The following is a 15,880-nucleotide window of genomic DNA, read 5'->3' as shown; positions in this document are numbered from 1 at the left end:
GCAAAAAACACTATGAAGTTTGCCCGAGCAGCACAGGCAGTTCGTCGAGCAAATACTGCTTGGTGATCGGATCGTCGTAGTTCCATTTGTCGTCGATCAGGTAAGCCTGTCCGTTTTGCACGGCTGGCAGATTGCTCCACTGAGCCGTCCGCTCCAGCTGTTGGCGGGTCTGGCTGTCATTGGCCGACTGAATCAAGTAGACGCGGTCGCCGGCGAACAAGGGCAGTTGCTCTGGCGTGACTTCGGCAAAGGCGACATGTTGCGCGATCAGCTTCCGGATGTTGGCCTGAGCGTTCACCATGCCCGAGCCGTAAAGCGTAGAGAGCAGCCCTTTTCCGGCCATGACGAACAGTTTCCCATCCTGACAAATGAAAGAAGACGCCGTTTCTTCCCGATTCGGCAAAGGCAAGTGCCGTTTGAGCGCATTCAGCTTCTGCTCATGCGTTGCGATCCATTCCTCTGCAAGCTGTTGCCTACCGACGATCGTGGCAATCGTCCGAAAGCGTTGGTACAGCGGGGCGTATTTGTTGTACGTCACAATCGGGGTGATCCGGGAAAGCTTCCGGATCAGCTCTTCGTCCTCGCAAAAACCGAGCAGGATCAGATCGGGCTGCAACTCCGCGATCTTTTCCCAATCGACCGGGTGACCGATGTCAGCGACGCCAAAGAGTTGTTCCTGGTACAAAATGCCCGAACTGTTTGCTTTGTTGATACCGACGGGACTTACGCCGAGCGCGAGCAGTTCCCCCGGGGCATCGCCGATCATCACGATCCGCTCCGGGGCAGGGGGCAGGGCGATTTTGCGTCCAGTTGCGTCCCGGTAGCTCAGTCTCTCCTGCTGCATGCGGATGAACTGCCGCGGCGTCACCCCGGTGGCTTGGCGGAAGCGACGGTTAAAGTAGTATTGGTCTTTGAAACCGACCTGGTCCGCAATCTCGTAAAGCCGATCATCCGAGTAGAGCAACAGTTCCTTTGCCCGCCTGATCCGCAAATCGGTCAAGTAATCGAGCGGCTTTTGCCCTGTCAGCGACTTGAACAGATGAGAGTATTGCCAACGGGGAAGGTGGGCGAGAGAAGCCAGCTGTTCCACGGTAATCGGCTCTTGAAAGTGCGTGTGCAAAAAAGCGCGTGTTTGCTCGACAGCAAGCTCCGGCGACAGGCGCGTATCCGCGTTCCTTTTGGCAGCGAAAATCAATTCCAGCAGCTCATGAAACAAAATGCGCTCGCGCATTCCGCCGGGATCGTTGTCCGGGTGACGAGTGGAATACAACGTTTGCAGTTTTTGCAAAACGGGTGAAAACGGATGAACGACAAAATCATCCGCCCCGGCGACTTCGCCGAGCCGTTCTTTGGAAAACTCCTCAAAAGACACGCCGTTGTCCAGCATTTTTTGAATAGCCCCGGTAGGCTTGAAGCCTTTTTCGTGATACAGGCTGGAGGACAGTCCTTGCGTGCCAAGCGCGTAAAGGCTTTTGCCGCCGTCGTAAAAAATAAAGACGCTGGCCGTTTCGTTCGGCTTCACCTGACCTTGGGCTTGCATGTTGCTCCAGAACTGCTCTGTTTGCTTTTCGTAGTCGGCGATCCACGCCTTGGCTTCTGGTTGTCTGTCCAAAATGTCACCCAACGTCAGCAAGCGCTCCTTCACAGGCCGATATTTGTCAAAAGCGACGGTCGGAGCGATTTTCGAAAACACTTGCAGCCGCTCTTCCTCGATGTTCACACCGAGAATAATCAGATCGGGATTGAGCGCGAGCATTTTTTCCGGATCGCCCGGATGGCCCACGTCCTCGACGCCTTGCAGCTCGTCGCCGAACACGGTCGGCTTCGCATCGATCATATTCAGCCCGACAGGCTTGACGCCCAGGGCGAGCAAATCTCCAGCCGTATTGCCGATGAAGATCACGCGTTCGGCGTGCGCGGGAATTTCCACTTCGCGATTCATGAAGTCTTTGTACAGTCGCGTTTGCTTTTGGCTGTCGCCCGTCGGTTGCGTGGTTGCAGCGGCTCCTTTTGCAGTGGCGGGCGCTTCCGCTGTCTGCTGGGCAGCATCGGTTGGGGCGGGGGTAGGTGCTGATTGCCCGCACCCGGAGAGCAAGAGCGCTGCGGAGAAGAAGACAGCTTGCAAGGTGGCGATGAGTGGTCGTACCTGTATCATTTTGCGAGGACATCTCCCTTGTAAAAATGTATCGATAATGATTATCAATCAACCTCATCTTAGGAGATCGCAGGAGGTTGCTCAATGGACAAACGTAAATTCTTTTAATAGAAAAACAAGAGAACAAGGCTGGCAGTGTAATGCTTGCGTCCGAAAAGAGGGCTTTCTTTTCCGGCAAATGGGTTGCTTCCCGCTTCCTTGTTGCACTATCATACTAAAGGACAAGCTTCATCACACAGATGACTTACAACGGTTGAAAAGACGAAATATTCCCGAATATCAAATGCCTAAGGGTGGAGGTTTGCGATTGCGATGGAAAACGGTGTGAGAGTTGAAGGAAAAACAATCGAGCAATGGAAAAGCGAGTATCCATTGTTGTCCGAGCTGATGGCAACAGCGGAAGTATTTTGGACAAATCCGCGTCTGACTCCGGTGGCGGAAGCAGAAATGACGGTTACGGCGGAAGAGGTGCAAGATGCAGAGGAGCGTTTGCGCCGATTTGCCCCGTTTATCCAGCAGGCTTTTCCGGAAACGAGCTCGGCTTCCGGGCTGATCGAGTCGCCGCTTGCTTCGATCCCCAACATGCAAGACGAGCTGGCAAGGCGTTTTGGTCAGGCAATACCGGGTCGTCTCCTGCTGAAGTGCGACAGCCATTTGCCGATCGCGGGTTCCATCAAGGCGCGAGGCGGGATTTACGAGGTGCTTGCCCACGCAGAAGAACTGGCGAAAAAGTACGATAGGCTGCCCGCAGACGGCGATTACTCCGTGTTTGCCACAGAAGAGTACCGCGGGTTCTTTTCCCAATACTCCATCGCCGTAGGATCGACAGGCAATCTTGGACTGAGCATCGGGATCATCAGCGCGAAGCTCGGGTTTCGGGTGACGGTTCATATGTCTGCGGATGCAAAAGCGTGGAAAAAAGATTTGCTGCGCGCAAAAGGCGTGCAAGTCGTCGAGTATCAATCCGATTACGGCAAAGCGGTCGAAGAGGGAAGAAAGCAGGCAGAAGCCGACCCGCAGTGCTATTTTATTGACGATGAAAACTCCAAGCGGCTGTTTCTCGGCTATGCCGTCGCCGCCGGACGGTTGCAAAAGCAGCTGGAGGAGCAGCAGGTGATCGTGGACAGCGAGCATCCGCTTTTCGTGTACTTGCCGTGCGGGGTAGGCGGCGGGCCGGGTGGCGTTGCCTACGGATTGAAGCTGCTTTACGGCGATCACGTCCACTGCTTTTTTGCGGAGCCGACTCATTCGCCTTGCATGCTGCTCGGCTTGATGACGGGATATCATGACAAGCTGGCTGTGCAAGACTTTGGCATCGACAACAAGACAGACGCAGACGGACTCGCCGTAGGACGTCCTTCGCGCTTCGTCGGCAAAGTCATGGAACCGTTGCTCAGCGGCGTCTACACGGTGGCGGACGGGGAGCTGTACAGGCTGCTGCGGGCTTTGCGCGACAGCGAATCCGTGCGGCTTGAGCCGTCTGCGCTGGCTGGCATGCCAGGGCCGATCCGTTTGCTTGCGCAAGCAGCGGGGCAGCAGTACATCGAGCAGCACGGTCTTGCGGACAAAATGAAAAACGCAACCCATATCGTCTGGGCGACAGGGGGCAGCATGGTGCCTGCGCATATTCAGGAAGCGTACTATGCCAAAGGATTGGAATGCGAAGAGCAGAGCCATTCGTAACATCGTTTCATTCATACACGAGAACGCCGTTGGTCTGCGAGGAGCGAGGGCGTTCTTTTTTTAGGCGATGCGTTATCTGGTGTAGAAAAAAATATAGAGAAACGCAGAAAGGGCAGAGAAGTTTATATATATAACTTTTTCTGCTCTCGTTCTTGTGAACTGGAGGGAAAAGCTGTTACTTCGCTGCATTAACGGATGATTCTGGCTCTGGTCAGCTTTGATAAGAAAGTCTATTCGTCAGAATTTTATAGAAAAAATTATATTTTATCTTGAATAAATTATATGGACAAGTATAATGAGGGATAACAAATAGCACCACCATCCCGGAGGAAAGGAGAGTGAAGCATGGGAAAATACGCCGAGGAACTGCGCCGATACATTCCGATCGCCGATGCCATGGCTCAGACGTTTGGCAAAAACTGCGAAGTTGTGCTCCACGATTTGAGTTCGCCGCAGTCGTCTGTCATCTACACCGCGAACAACCACGTCACGGGCAGAGCTGTCGGGCAATCGTTCAACCATTTGATCACACAAGTTCTTTTGTCTCAAAAGCTGCAAAATGACGTCGTCGCCAATTACCGGACCGAGACGGAGGATGGGCGGACGATCAAGTCGACGACCGCGCTGATCCGCAATGCAGACGGGGAAGCCATCGGCGCTTTTTGCATCAACATCGACATTCACCCACTGGTGAGCACCCGCGAGTTCATCGAGGACTTCATCCGCATGGACGAGGAGCCGCTGGAGCGCGAAGAAGTGGAAGTGGTGCAAAATGTGTGGGAGATCGTAGAGCAGATGATTAACCAGATGATCGCCGAGAAAGACGTGGAGAAAATCGACAAGAACGAAAAAATGCAAATCGTCCAGTTCATGGACAAAAAAGGGGTATTTCTGATCAAGGGCGCGCTGGAAAAAGTCGCTGCCGAGCTGAAAATTTCCAAGGTAACCATGTACAGCTACCTAGACGAGCTGCGCAGGAATCAGAAGCAGGAGCAAGAGGAGTTGAGCAGATGAAGCTGATCGGATCAAGCGTGGACGAACTGGACACGCCCGCTCTGCTCATCGATCTGAACCGTCTGGAGAAAAATGTGCAGGAGATGCAGTCGCTCGCCGATTCAGGAGGGGCTGCTCTTCGCCCCCACATCAAGACGCACAAATGCGCAAAAATCGCCCAGATGCAGATCGATGGCGGAGCACAAGGGATTACCGTGGCAAAGCTTGGCGAGGCGGAAGTCATGGCCGACTATGGACTGACAGACATTTTTGTGGCGACGCAAATTGTCGGGAGAAAAAAGCTTGCCAGACTGGAAGCACTGGCGAGGCGAGCACGCATCAGGCTGGCGGTCGATTCGCTTGTTCAGCTAGAACAGCTTTCCGAGTACGGGGGAGAGGCTCGCTCCGTCGGAATCATGATCGAGGTCAATACCGGGTTGCAGCGCTGTGGCGTGGAACCGGATCAGGTAGAGAGCCTTGTCGAGAAAATTATCAGAAAATTCCCTGAAACAAAAATAGATGGAATATTCACTCATGAAGGACAAGTGTATAACGCGGCAGACAGAAGCGAGCTGGAAAAAGTGGCGCGCCAAGCGCAGGAGACAATGGTCGAGATCGGGAGGCGAATCCGCTCGCGCTGGGGCTTTCCTTGCGAGGTCAGTGTCGGTTGCACGCTCGGTTTGCTTGGGGCAGGCGTCGTTCCCGGAGTCACCGAGATACGTCCGGGCACCTACGTGTTTTACGACAGGACGCACGCCGCCTTTTTCGGAGATACGGAGCACTGTGCCGCGACGATTCTCGGCACGGTTATTTCCAGGCCGAATGGCGAACGTGCTGTGGCTGATGCAGGGGCGAAAGCGATGACAATCGACTCGCGGGCGAGCGGCCTGCTTGCGACCAGCGGTTTTGGGCAGGTACGAGGGCAGCAGGATGTACACATCCGCAAACTGTCGGATGAGCATGCGATTATGGTGCCGGGAACGTCCTTTTCCATCGGCCAGCGCATCGAAATCATTCCGAACCACATTTGTCCAACCGTCAATTTGTACCAGGTGGCTTACGGAATACGCGACGGAAAAGTCGAAACCGTGTTTCCGATCCATGCGCGAGGATGCAATCAATAGGGGTGTAGTCATGGCAAAAGTGCTCGTAATCAATCAGGAACTGTTTGCGGAGATGTTGAGCTTCCGTGAAGCGATGGAGACGGTGGAGCTGGCCTTTTCCCAGTTTGCTCAAGGCAAAAGCGCCGTTTTCCCGTCCGTTCGCGAAAAAATCGGGGAGCACAACGGGATTTACAGCATCAAATCAGCGTATTTGAGCGAGGAGTCAGCGATTGGCCTGAAGACAGGCGGCTTCTGGAGCGACAATTGGCAAAGCGGCAAAACAAACCATCAATCCGTCATGCTGCTGCTTTGTCCGCAAACGGGCGAGCCGACGTGCCTTCTGGACGCCAATCTGCTGACGGCGATCCGCACAGCGGCGGCAGGGGCGATTGCGGCCAAATATTTAGCCCGCCAAAAGAGCAAGTCGGTCGCACTGATTGGCGCGGGCGTCCAGGCAAGAGCGCAGCTGGAAGGGCTGCTGCACCTGTTTCCGCTTGAAACCGTTTCCGTCTACTCCCGCACAGATGCTTCGGCAGCCAGACTGACCGAGGAAATCACGCGGATGGGACTCGGCGCCAGACAAGCGGCTTCGGCGCAGGAGGCGGTCGAGCAAGCCGATATTGTCGTCACGACGACACCTGCCTTTTCGCCCGTGCTCAAGTCGTCGTGGCTGCAGGCGGGAACTCATGTGAATGCGATGGGAAGCGATACGAGCGGGAAAAGGGAGATCGAGCTGGATCGGCTGCCGGACAAGCTCGTCTGCGATTGGTGGGAGCAAGCTTCGCACCTGGGAGAATTGCAAGGACAGCCTTCCCGCGACGGTTTGTTTGCAGAGCTGGGACAAATTACGAGCAAGGAAAAGCCGGGACGCCAATCGGCGAGCGAGATTACCTTGTTCGACTCGACGGGGATCGCCGTTCAAGATTTGAGCGTTGCCGCGTTTGTGTATCGCAAGGCGAAGGAGACGGGCAAGGGCATGTATGTAGACTTGTAAGGGGGGACAGCCTGTTATGCACGTAGTTGATCTGCATTGCGACACGTTGTTGAAAATGTGGCTGTCAAAAGGCGAGCTTGCTTTCGCCAGTGCGCCACAGTTGGAGTCGAACAAAGCGCGTTTGCAGCAAGGCGGAGTAAAAGTTCAAGTTTTCGCGCTGTTTCCGCCGCCGGACTTGTCTGTGGAGCAAAAGCTTTCGTCTGTGCTTGCGCAAATGGATTATTTCCATGAGGAAGTCTTGGGGAAAAATCCCGAGATGAAGCAAATCAAGGAATGGGACGACATCGATCGGCTGCGAGACGGAGAAATCGGAGCGCTGCTCTCGCTGGAAGGAGTGGATGCGATCGGAGAAGACTTGTCCATGTTGACGACACTGTATCAGTTGGGGGTGCGCTCTGTCGGATTGACCTGGAATCATGGGAATCTCGCTGCGGGCGGAGCGTTGGACAAAACGGCTACGGGATTGACTTCGTTCGGCGTAAAAGTAGTGAATTTTCTGAATGAAAATCGGCTTTTTACAGATGTCTCGCATTTGCATGAACAGGCTTTCTGGGACGTGATCGAGCTGGCGGCCCATCCTATCGCAAGCCACTCCAATGCAAGGGCGATCCTCGACCATCCGCGGAATTTGTCTGATGAACAGGCGCGGGCGCTGTTCGCCAAAGGGGGTCTGGTCCACGTGTTTTTTTCTCCGGCCTTCGTCAAGGAGGGACGAAAGGCTGCGATCCCGGATTTGATCCGCCATATCGAACATTTTTGCGGGTTGGGCGGTGAGCGGTACATCGGAATCGGCTCCGACTTCGACGGCATCTCGATTCCCGAACGCATCGAAGAACTTTCCCATGCAGGCATGATGCAAAATTTGCTGCACGAGCTTTCGCGGTACTATACAGACGAGCAAGTGCGCGGGTTTGCCTCGGAAAATTTTATGCGCAACAGGCCACAAAAACGGTAAACAGACAGGAGCATAAGGGGGAAAAGAATCATGAGGGTAGCAAGCAAGCGGTTCCTTTGTTTCGTGACAGCCGTTCTCGTAAGCGGTGTGGCGCTCGCAGGATGCAACTTCGGGTCGGCTGGGAAAAATGACACTTCTCCTGCCAGTGAAGGAAAGCAGGGCGAAGCGAGTGCCGTCAAGCAAGTGCTGAATGTGTCCGAAGGCGCGGAGATCGCCACGCTCGATGTGGCCCAGATTTCCGATGCGGTCAGCTCTACGGTGCTCAACAACATCAACGAAGGGTTGTTCCGCTTCGACGACAAGCACCAACCGATCCTCGCGATTGCGCAGGAGCATAAAACGAGCGAGGACGCTTTGACGCATACGTTTTTGTTGCGGGATGCGAAATGGGCGAACGGCGATCCGGTAACGGCCCAAGATTTTGAATACGGCTGGAAGCGGGTGTTGCGGGAAGTGGGGCCATTCGGCGTATTTTTCGAAATGGCCGGGATTGCCAATGCCGACAAGATTTTGCAAGGCGAGAAGAAGCCGGACGATTTGGGCATCAAGGCGATTGATGCGAAGACGCTGGAAGTGAAGCTGGACAGAGCGAATCCACTGTTCCTGCCGCTTCTGCCACTTGCCCCGTTTTTGCCGCAAAACGAGAAATTCGTGGAAAAAGCAGGCGACAAGTATGGCCTGGAGTACGACCAGGTGCTGGCGAACGGACCTTTTGTTCTGAACGACTGGAAGCACGAGCAAAGCTGGCAATACAAGAAAAACGAATCCTACTGGGACGCCGCGAACGTCCAGTTGGACGAGATCAATGTCTATATCGTAAAGGAACCTTCGGCAGCCGTCAACCTGTATGAAACGGGGAAGCTTGACCGCGTGACAGGTTTGACCTCCTCTTTGGCCGACGCTTACAAAGGCAAGGAAGACTACCAAAAAGTAGCGACTCCGACGACCATTTTTATGCGTCTGAATCCCGATGTTGCCGCTTTCCAAAACGAAAATATCCGCCGGGCGATCGGCATGGCGATTGACAAGGAAAGCTTGACAGATGTCGTGTTAAACGATGGTTCAATCCCGCTGTACGGCTTGGTGCCAGCAGCGTTCTCGCTCTCGCCGGACATGAAAGATTATCGTGTGCTGAACGGGCAACTGAACAAAGGAACGGTCGAAGAAGCGAAAACATTGTGGCAAAAAGGCTTGGCTGAAATCGGACAAAGCGGCCTTGCGACGTCCATGATTGTGGCGGATCAGGAATACATGCGACAAACTTCCGAGTATTTGAAAGCGCAGCTGGAAACGAATTTGCCCGGCTTCAAGCTCAAGCTGAAAACCGTTCCGTTCCAGCAGCGGATCAAACAGGAAAAAGCGTTTGAGTATGAGATCGCTTTGTCCACATGGGGGCCGGATTACATCGACCCGATGACGTATTTGGACATGTGGGTGACGGGCGGACCGGCGAACCGGATGAAGTATTCCAACCCGCAGTTTGACCAGCTGGTGGCACAGGCCAACAAGGAGCTGGACCCGCGGAAACGGTACGACATCTTGCTGCAGCTAGAAAAAATCATCATCGAAAAAGATGCGGCGGTCGTCCCGCTGTATCAATACGGGGAAGTCATTTTGCAGAGCCAAAAAATCAAAGGGCTGATCTGGCATCCGAGCGGTCCGGAGTTTACGTACAAATGGACGCATATGGAGTAAGTTTGAAAAGCCAGGCGCGGAAATGGGAGGCATGCGAATGAGACTGTATTTTTTGAAACGACTGGGAGTCATGCTGACGACTTTGTTCATCATTGCGACCGTGACCTTTTTCCTGATGAAATTGCTTCCAGGCACCCCGTACAGCAACCCGGACAAGCTGTCCGAGCAGCAATTGGCTTCGTTGAATCAAAAATACGGACTGGATCAGCCGCTGCCCGTTCAATACGCCCGCTACCTGGGGAATTTGGTTCAAGGTGATTGGGGCGTCTCCTTTCAATTCAAGGGGCGCCTGGTCACGGACATCATTTTCAAGCGGATCGGTCCGTCTGTTTTGATCGGCTTTCAAGCCATGCTGATCGGCTCGATTGTCGGACTGGGGCTGGGGATTCTCTCGGCGCTGCGTCAGAACAGCCTGTTTGACCTGGGAGCCGTCACGATGGCTGTCCTGGGCATGTCGATCCCTTCGTTCGTATTCGCGGCGCTGTTGCAATATTACGTGGGCGTCAAGCTCGGCTGGCTGCCGCCCGGACTTTGGGAGGATTACTCTTATTCCATCCTGCCTTCCTTGGCGCTATCCGTGACGGTGATAGCGGCAGTCGCCAGGTTCATCCGCACGGAAATGCTGGAGGTGCTCACGCAGGACTATATTTTGAGCGCGCGGGCCAAAGGGATTTCGGAGTTTGCCGTGGTGTGGAAGCACGTCGTGCGCAATTCGCTGATCCCGGTCGTGACCATGCTTGGGCCAATGGCGGTGTCGATCATGACCGGAACATTGGTGATTGAGAAAATTTTTTCGGTGCCAGGGCTGGGGGAGCAGTTCATTTTATCCATCATGGTGAACGACTACAGTGTGATCATGGGCATTACGCTCTTTTACAGCACGTTGTTCATTCTGGTCGTGCTTTTGGTCGATATGATCTACGGGATTTTGGACCCGCGCATTCGTGAAAAATGGGGGGAAAGCACATGAGGACTTTGCCGGCAACCGGGACGTCCCCGCATGAAATAACAGACGATTTGTTTGTGCACGAGCCATTTGCAGCAGAAGCAGCGATGGAGGTTGCGGCTTCAGCTGCGGATTCGCCCTGGAAGGCTGCGCTCAAACGGCTGGGAAAAAATCGCGGAGTCGTCCCTGCCTTCGTGTTGATCATGGTCATTACGGTGCTGGCTTTTGTCGGGCCGCTGCTGACCCCATACACTTATGACGGGCAAAATGTGGCCCATTCCAACCTGCCGCCGAAAATAAGCGGGCTGGGGTGGCTCGGGTTTGACGGGCTGGACAGCAACGGAGCCGATCTGTACGCGAAACGGAATATAACGGAGGCGCACTGGTTCGGCACGGACGAATTTGGCCGGGATATGTGGATGCGGGTGTGGAAGGGCACGCAAATTTCGCTGTTGATTGCCCTCGTAGCTGCCTTGCTGGACTTGTTCATCGGCGTCCTTTATGGCGGGATCTCGGCTTATTACGGCGGAAAAATCGACAACGTCATGCAGCGCATCATTGAAGTGCTCGTCGGCATCCCCAATCTGATCGTCATTATCTTGTTCATTCTCATCTTGGAGCCGGGAATCACGTCGATCATTTTGGCGATGGCGATTACAGGCTGGGTCGGGATGGCGCGGATTGTCCGCGGACAAATTTTGCAGCTAAAAGGTCAGGAATTTGTGCTGGCTGCGCGGTCGCTCGGGGTTTCCAACAGCCGGATCATGTTCAAGCATTTGATCCCGAACGCGCTGGGGCCGATCATCGTCACTTTGATGTTCACACTGCCGACCGCGATATTTTTTGAAGCGTTTCTGAGCTTTATCGGGCTTGGTCTACAGGCGCCGCTCGCCTCGCTTGGGGTTCTGATCAACGACGGCTACAAAGGGATGCGGCTGTTCCCTTACAAGCTGGTGATTCCCGCCGTGATGATCAGTTTGATCATGATCAGCTTCAACCTGCTTGCGGACGGGCTGCGCGATGCGCTCGATCCGAAAATGACGAAATAAGGAGGGGATGTCGATGAATCAACCGATCCTGACAGTAGACGGCTTGCATGTTGCGTTTCATTCCCAGCGAGGCGAGGTGCATGCGGTAAGAGGGGTCAGCTTTTGCTTGCAAAAGCAGGAGACGCTCGCCATCGTGGGTGAATCCGGCTCTGGCAAATCGGTCACGGCCAAAGCGATCATGCGGCTTTTGCCGAAGCAGAGCACGAGCATCCCCGCCGGGCAGATCACCTATGCAGGGCAAAACGTGCTGGCGTTGCCTCCGCGAGAGCTTCAGTCGCTTCGGGGAGCGGAAATCTCCATGGTGTTCCAGGACCCGATGACGTCGCTGAATCCGACGATGACGATCGGCCAGCAACTGGTAGAAGGGATCAGCAAGCACCAGCGGCTCGACAAAGCCGCCGCCTATGAAAAAGCGGTCAACATGCTGCAACTGGTCGGCATTCCGAACGCGCAGGAGCGGATCAGGGCGTACCCGCACCATTTTTCCGGGGGAATGCGCCAGCGTGTCGGGATTGCGATGGCGCTTGCCTGCGACCCGAAAGTCCTGATCGCCGACGAGCCGACGACTGCGCTCGACGTGACGGTGCAGGCGCAAATTTTGGAGCTGATGAAGTCGCTTCAGCAACGGACGGGGACGGGCATCATTTTGATCACGCATGACTTGGGCGTTGTCGCCAACATGGCGCAAAAAGTGGCTGTGATGTATGCCGGAGAGGTAGTGGAGACAGGGCTGATTGCGGAAATTTTTTACCGTCCCAAACATCCGTACACGTGGGGATTGCTGCGCTCGATGCCTCGTCTGGATGCCGCTGGCACCGAGCCGCTCATCCCGATTCCGGGTACGCCGCCTGATCTCGCCCGCCAGCAACAAGGCTGCCCGTTCGCCCCGAGATGTGCGCACGTGATGAAGGTGTGCAAACATTTTTCGCCGCCACTCACAGAAGTGTCGAGCGGGCATACAGCCAAGTGCTGGCTGCTCGATCAGCGGGCGCAGCAGCAAGAGCGGCTGGCAGGAGTCGCAGGAGGGTGAATGAGGCCATGAACAACCGCGTACTACTTGAAGTGAACCATCTCAGCAAGCATTTCCAGCTCGGGCCGAATCAGACGCTGCGCGCAGTCGATGATGTCAGCTTTCACATTTGGCAAGGAGAGACGTTGGGACTGGTTGGAGAGTCCGGGTGTGGCAAATCGACGGTGGGCCGGACGCTGTTGCAGCTGTACAAGCCGACTGGCGGCGAAATTCGCTTTGCGGGCGAGCGTGTAAGCGACATGACCGAGCGCAAGGGGCACAAGGCGTACACCAGCCAGATGCAAATGATTTTTCAAGACCCGTACTCGTCGTTGAATCCGCGAATGACTGTCACCGAGATCATTTCCGAAGGGCTGATGATCCATCGTCCGAATCTTGCGAAAAAAGAGCGGAAAGAGCAGGTCAGCGCGCTTCTGGAGCTTGTCGGACTCAGTTCCAGACAGGCGAATCGTTACCCGCACGAATTTAGCGGCGGGCAGCGTCAGCGGATCGGGATTGCCCGGGCGTTGGCAGTCGAGCCTTCCTTTATCGTGGCGGATGAGCCGATTGCCGCCCTCGATGTGTCGATTCAGGCGCAAATCGTCAACCTGCTGATGGATTTGCAGCGGCAAAAACAGCTGACCTATTTGTTTATCGCCCACGACTTGTCCATGGTGAAGCATATTAGCGACCGGATCGCCGTCATGTACCTCGGGCAACTGGTCGAGCTTGCCGCAAGCGATGAGCTGTATGCGCGACCGCTGCATCCGTACACGGAAGCGCTGCTGTCCGCCATTCCCTTGCCTGACCCGGTTCAGGAGCAGTCCAGAGAACGAATCGTTTTGCAAGGCGAGATTCCCAATCCGCTGAATCCGCCAAGCGGTTGTCGCTTTCACACGCGCTGTCCGAAAGCGTTCGACATTTGCGCCAAGGAAATACCGAGCTTTGCGGAAGTGCTTCCGCAGCGTTATGTCAAATGCCATTTGTATGGGGAGAAGGGGGAGTGACACAGATGGCAGTGGAAAACTGGCCTGAGTTCGAAGCATACGTCACCAAGCGGATGGACGAAGAGCAAATTCCGGGCATCGCCATCGCTGTTGCGAAAAACGGAACGGTTGTATACGAGCGCGGCTTTGGCTATGCCGATTTGCAAACGAAGCGGCCGATTGGCCCCGACACGCTGTTCGGGTGCGGCTCCGTCACGAAGTCGCTGACGGTGCTGGCGCTGCTTTCGCTGGTGGAAGCAGGGCGCTTATCCCTGGATGATCCGGTATGCGCGCATCTTCCCGAGTTCAAGCTGTGCGGCATGGATGACCCCGGCATGGTAAAAGTCCATCATTTGATGTCGCACACGAGCGGCTTGCCGCCTCTTCCCCGCAAACCGGAAATCAACAGGCTGGAAGACCACCTCACGTACATCGCGGGGCAGGAGTACGAGCTGTTGGGCAAACCGGGCGAGTATTTCAGCTACTCGAGCGATGCCTTTTTGCTGCAAGGCGCGATCATCGAACGGCTGACGAACCGTCTCTACCGCAGATTCGTCACGGAAACGATCCTCGCTCCGCTTGGCATGCACCGCTCCACGTACAGTCTGGAAGAAATTGCGAAAATGGCTGACGTCTCTGTACCGTATATGAAAAACAACGAGACAGGCAAGCTGGAAGCGGTGCCGTGGCCGAGTCTGGGAAATTACGAGGTGGGCGGCGGCTTGCGCTCTACGGTCAACGATCTGTTGCGCTACGGCGCGGCTTTTGTAGGCGGCGAAAATCCGGTCGCAAGCGAAGAGCTGCTGCGCAAAATGTGGCAGCCTGTTCATCAGGTTGGCCGCAAGCAATTTTACGGACTGGCGCTGGAGATCGTTCCCGATTATTCGGGCGTGACGCTCGTCAGCCACGGCGGAAGTCAGCAAGGGGTATCGTCTTGCTTCGGTTTCGTCCCGGAACAGGGGCTTGTCGCAGCTGTCCTGATCAACGCGACGGATATGCCAGCAGGAGACATTTGGCTGGCGGCGGTCAACCAGGCGCTCGGCTTGCCGCTCACGCAAAAAGCAAGCCAGGAGCCGCACTATACGGCGACAAAGGAACAACTGGAAAAGCTCGCAGGCACGTATCAGTCCAGAGAGGGGGGCAGCTTGCAGATTGAGCTTGCCCAAGACAAGCCGACTCTCGTTTTTGGCGGCGAGCGCTACGATTTGCGCGCCAGCGACAGTCAGACACTTGTCATGGAAAAGGACGAGTACCCGATCCGGTTTTTTGCCAATGACGACGAGCAGGCGTGGGCGGCCTTTTTCGGATTTCGCATGTGGACTCGTCAAGAGAAGGGGAGGAAGGCATGAGTGTACATCCGCAAGTAAAGGAAGTATTTCGCAAACAAAGCTTGCTTGGACTGCCAGATACCGAATCTATGACGCCCGCAGAAGCGCGTCTCGCTTTTTCACGAGCGCGGGCCAATCTCTCGGAGCTTGAGACGTCTGTAGCAGCGGTAGAGGATCGGGTGATTGCGGTGGCAGAACAAGGGGGAGCAGAGCTGCCGATTCGTTTGTACACCCCAGGCGGGGAAGGGTTGCCGGAGCTTCTGCCTGTGTTCGTCTTTTTTCACGGGGGCGGCTTCGTGCTCGGGAATATCGAGATAACCGATCGCATTTGTCGCTATTATGCACAAGCGGCGAGCTGCATCGTCGTCTCTGTCGACTATCGCCTCGCGCCTGAGCACAAGTTCCCGACAGCCGTCTCGGATGCGTATGCGGCGACCAAGTGGGTAGTTGAGCATGCGGCTTCCTTCAACGGAGACAGCAAGCGAATCGCTGTTGGCGGAGAGAGCGCAGGCGGCAACTTGGCGGCTGTCGTCTCCTTGCTGGCGCGCGATCGCGGCGAGTTTGGCTTGTGCTGCCAGCTGCTGATCTATCCGGTTGTCTCGTTTGCCCTCGATACGGCGTCTTGTCGGGAATGCGGGAATCAATACAACTTGACTTACGACGAGATGCTCTGGTTCCGCGCTCATTACTTGCAGGATGAGGAACAGATCAACGACCCGCTCGCCTCTCCCTTGCTTGCTGCCGATTTAAGCGGCTTGCCGCAAGCTGTAATCGTCACGGCCGAGTTCGATCCTTTGCGCGACGAAGGAGAGCTGTATGCCGAGCGGCTGGCTTCGTTCGGTGTCGCGGCAAAAGCAAAGCGCTACCTTGGCATGGTGCACAGCTTTTTCAACTTTTCCGGCGAGGTAGACGCGAGCAAAGAAGCGTTGGCCGAAACGGCTGCCGAGCTGAAACGCGTGTTTTACACCTGACAGACAAGGAGGT

At 55.2% G+C, this 15,880-nt stretch carries 13 protein-coding genes; 12 read left to right on the top strand and 1 reads right to left on the bottom strand.

Annotated features, from left to right (window positions below):
* Positions 1–10: 10 nt before the first annotated feature.
* Positions 11–2,155 (bottom strand): ABC transporter substrate-binding protein, encoded by a 2,145-nt coding sequence (locus IRJ17_RS19885; RefSeq protein WP_242771708.1) that lies wholly within the window; start codon positions 2,153–2,155, stop codon positions 11–13.
* 312 nt (positions 2,156–2,467) lie between these two features.
* On the opposite strand from IRJ17_RS19885, the gene IRJ17_RS19880 reads away from it, so the two are divergent.
* The 12 genes from IRJ17_RS19880 (at position 2,468) to IRJ17_RS19825 (ending at position 15,867) form a co-directional block, all read left to right on the top strand.
* The gene (locus tag IRJ17_RS19880; protein WP_242771704.1) at positions 2,468–3,838 is read left to right on the top strand and encodes a D-serine ammonia-lyase; all 1,371 of its coding nucleotides are present in this window, start codon (positions 2,468–2,470) and stop codon (positions 3,836–3,838) included.
* A 345-nt stretch (positions 3,839–4,183) separates the two neighbouring features.
* Entirely contained in the window at positions 4,184–4,852 is a 669-nt protein-coding gene (locus IRJ17_RS19875; RefSeq protein ID WP_122963509.1) for a helix-turn-helix transcriptional regulator, read from the top strand.
* Complete coding sequence (locus IRJ17_RS19870) at positions 4,849–5,955, top strand: alanine racemase (RefSeq protein ID WP_242771702.1); 1,107 nt, start codon at positions 4,849–4,851, stop codon at positions 5,953–5,955. The genes IRJ17_RS19875 and IRJ17_RS19870 overlap by 4 nt, the downstream gene beginning before the upstream one ends.
* Positions 5,956–5,965: 10 nt before the next feature.
* Positions 5,966–6,928 carry an ornithine cyclodeaminase family protein gene (locus IRJ17_RS19865; RefSeq protein ID WP_242771700.1) on the top strand — a complete coding sequence of 321 codons (963 nt, stop codon included), beginning with the start codon at positions 5,966–5,968 and terminating at the stop codon, positions 6,926–6,928.
* A gap of 16 nt (positions 6,929–6,944) precedes the next feature.
* Positions 6,945–7,883: a dipeptidase gene (locus IRJ17_RS19860; protein WP_242771698.1), complete on the top strand. Its 939-nt coding sequence runs from the start codon at positions 6,945–6,947 to the stop codon at positions 7,881–7,883.
* A gap of 30 nt (positions 7,884–7,913) precedes the next feature.
* Entirely contained in the window at positions 7,914–9,578 is a 1,665-nt protein-coding gene (locus IRJ17_RS19855; protein ID WP_173598812.1) for a peptide ABC transporter substrate-binding protein, read from the top strand.
* Positions 9,579–9,615: 37 nt separating this feature from the next.
* On the top strand, positions 9,616–10,548 hold the full coding sequence (locus tag IRJ17_RS19850) for an ABC transporter permease (protein ID WP_173598813.1): 933 nt from the start codon (positions 9,616–9,618) through the stop codon (positions 10,546–10,548).
* A complete protein-coding gene (opp3C, locus tag IRJ17_RS19845) occupies positions 10,545–11,573 on the top strand; it encodes an oligopeptide ABC transporter permease (protein WP_242771696.1) in 1,029 nt (342 codons plus the stop codon). The genes IRJ17_RS19850 and opp3C overlap by 4 nt, the downstream gene beginning before the upstream one ends.
* A gap of 13 nt (positions 11,574–11,586) precedes the next feature.
* Positions 11,587–12,603, top strand: coding sequence for an ABC transporter ATP-binding protein (locus IRJ17_RS19840; protein WP_217021785.1), 1,017 nt, complete (start codon positions 11,587–11,589; stop codon positions 12,601–12,603).
* A gap of 8 nt (positions 12,604–12,611) precedes the next feature.
* Complete coding sequence (locus IRJ17_RS19835) at positions 12,612–13,589, top strand: ABC transporter ATP-binding protein (protein ID WP_217021786.1); 978 nt, start codon at positions 12,612–12,614, stop codon at positions 13,587–13,589.
* A 5-nt stretch (positions 13,590–13,594) separates the two neighbouring features.
* Entirely contained in the window at positions 13,595–14,917 is a 1,323-nt protein-coding gene (locus IRJ17_RS19830; protein WP_242771694.1) for a serine hydrolase domain-containing protein, read from the top strand.
* The gene (locus IRJ17_RS19825; protein WP_173598817.1) at positions 14,914–15,867 is read left to right on the top strand and encodes an alpha/beta hydrolase; all 954 of its coding nucleotides are present in this window, start codon (positions 14,914–14,916) and stop codon (positions 15,865–15,867) included. Before IRJ17_RS19830 ends, IRJ17_RS19825 begins: the two co-directional genes overlap by 4 nt.
* The last annotated feature ends 13 nt before the right edge of the window (positions 15,868–15,880 follow it).

The organism is Brevibacillus parabrevis (assembly GCF_022701015.1).
In the GTDB taxonomy this organism is placed as follows: domain Bacteria; phylum Bacillota; class Bacilli; order Brevibacillales; family Brevibacillaceae; genus Brevibacillus; species Brevibacillus parabrevis.
Note: the sequence above shows the minus strand (reverse complement) of the source record. Positions and strands in the feature narration are given on the sequence as shown.

Bases quoted from the DNA above. Each gene is read 5' to 3' on its own strand.
- IRJ17_RS19865 (WP_242771700.1), top strand. From the start codon at position 5,966: ATGGCAAAAGTGCTCGTAATCAATCAGGAACTGTTTGCGGAGATGTTG.
- IRJ17_RS19850 (WP_173598813.1), top strand. From the start codon at position 9,616: ATGAGACTGTATTTTTTGAAACGACTGGGAGTCATGCTGACGACTTTG.
- IRJ17_RS19875 (WP_122963509.1), top strand. From the start codon at position 4,184: ATGGGAAAATACGCCGAGGAACTGCGCCGATACATTCCGATCGCCGAT.
- IRJ17_RS19830 (WP_242771694.1), top strand. From the start codon at position 13,595: ATGGCAGTGGAAAACTGGCCTGAGTTCGAAGCATACGTCACCAAGCGG.
- IRJ17_RS19860 (WP_242771698.1), top strand. From the start codon at position 6,945: ATGCACGTAGTTGATCTGCATTGCGACACGTTGTTGAAAATGTGGCTG.
- IRJ17_RS19825 (WP_173598817.1), top strand. From the start codon at position 14,914: ATGAGTGTACATCCGCAAGTAAAGGAAGTATTTCGCAAACAAAGCTTG.
- IRJ17_RS19870 (WP_242771702.1), top strand. From the start codon at position 4,849: ATGAAGCTGATCGGATCAAGCGTGGACGAACTGGACACGCCCGCTCTG.
- IRJ17_RS19835 (WP_217021786.1), top strand. From the start codon at position 12,612: ATGAACAACCGCGTACTACTTGAAGTGAACCATCTCAGCAAGCATTTC.
- IRJ17_RS19880 (WP_242771704.1), top strand. From the start codon at position 2,468: ATGGAAAACGGTGTGAGAGTTGAAGGAAAAACAATCGAGCAATGGAAA.
- IRJ17_RS19855 (WP_173598812.1), top strand. From the start codon at position 7,914: ATGAGGGTAGCAAGCAAGCGGTTCCTTTGTTTCGTGACAGCCGTTCTC.
- IRJ17_RS19885 (WP_242771708.1), bottom strand. From the start codon at position 2,155: ATGATACAGGTACGACCACTCATCGCCACCTTGCAAGCTGTCTTCTTC.
- opp3C (WP_242771696.1), top strand. From the start codon at position 10,545: ATGAGGACTTTGCCGGCAACCGGGACGTCCCCGCATGAAATAACAGAC.
- IRJ17_RS19840 (WP_217021785.1), top strand. From the start codon at position 11,587: ATGAATCAACCGATCCTGACAGTAGACGGCTTGCATGTTGCGTTTCAT.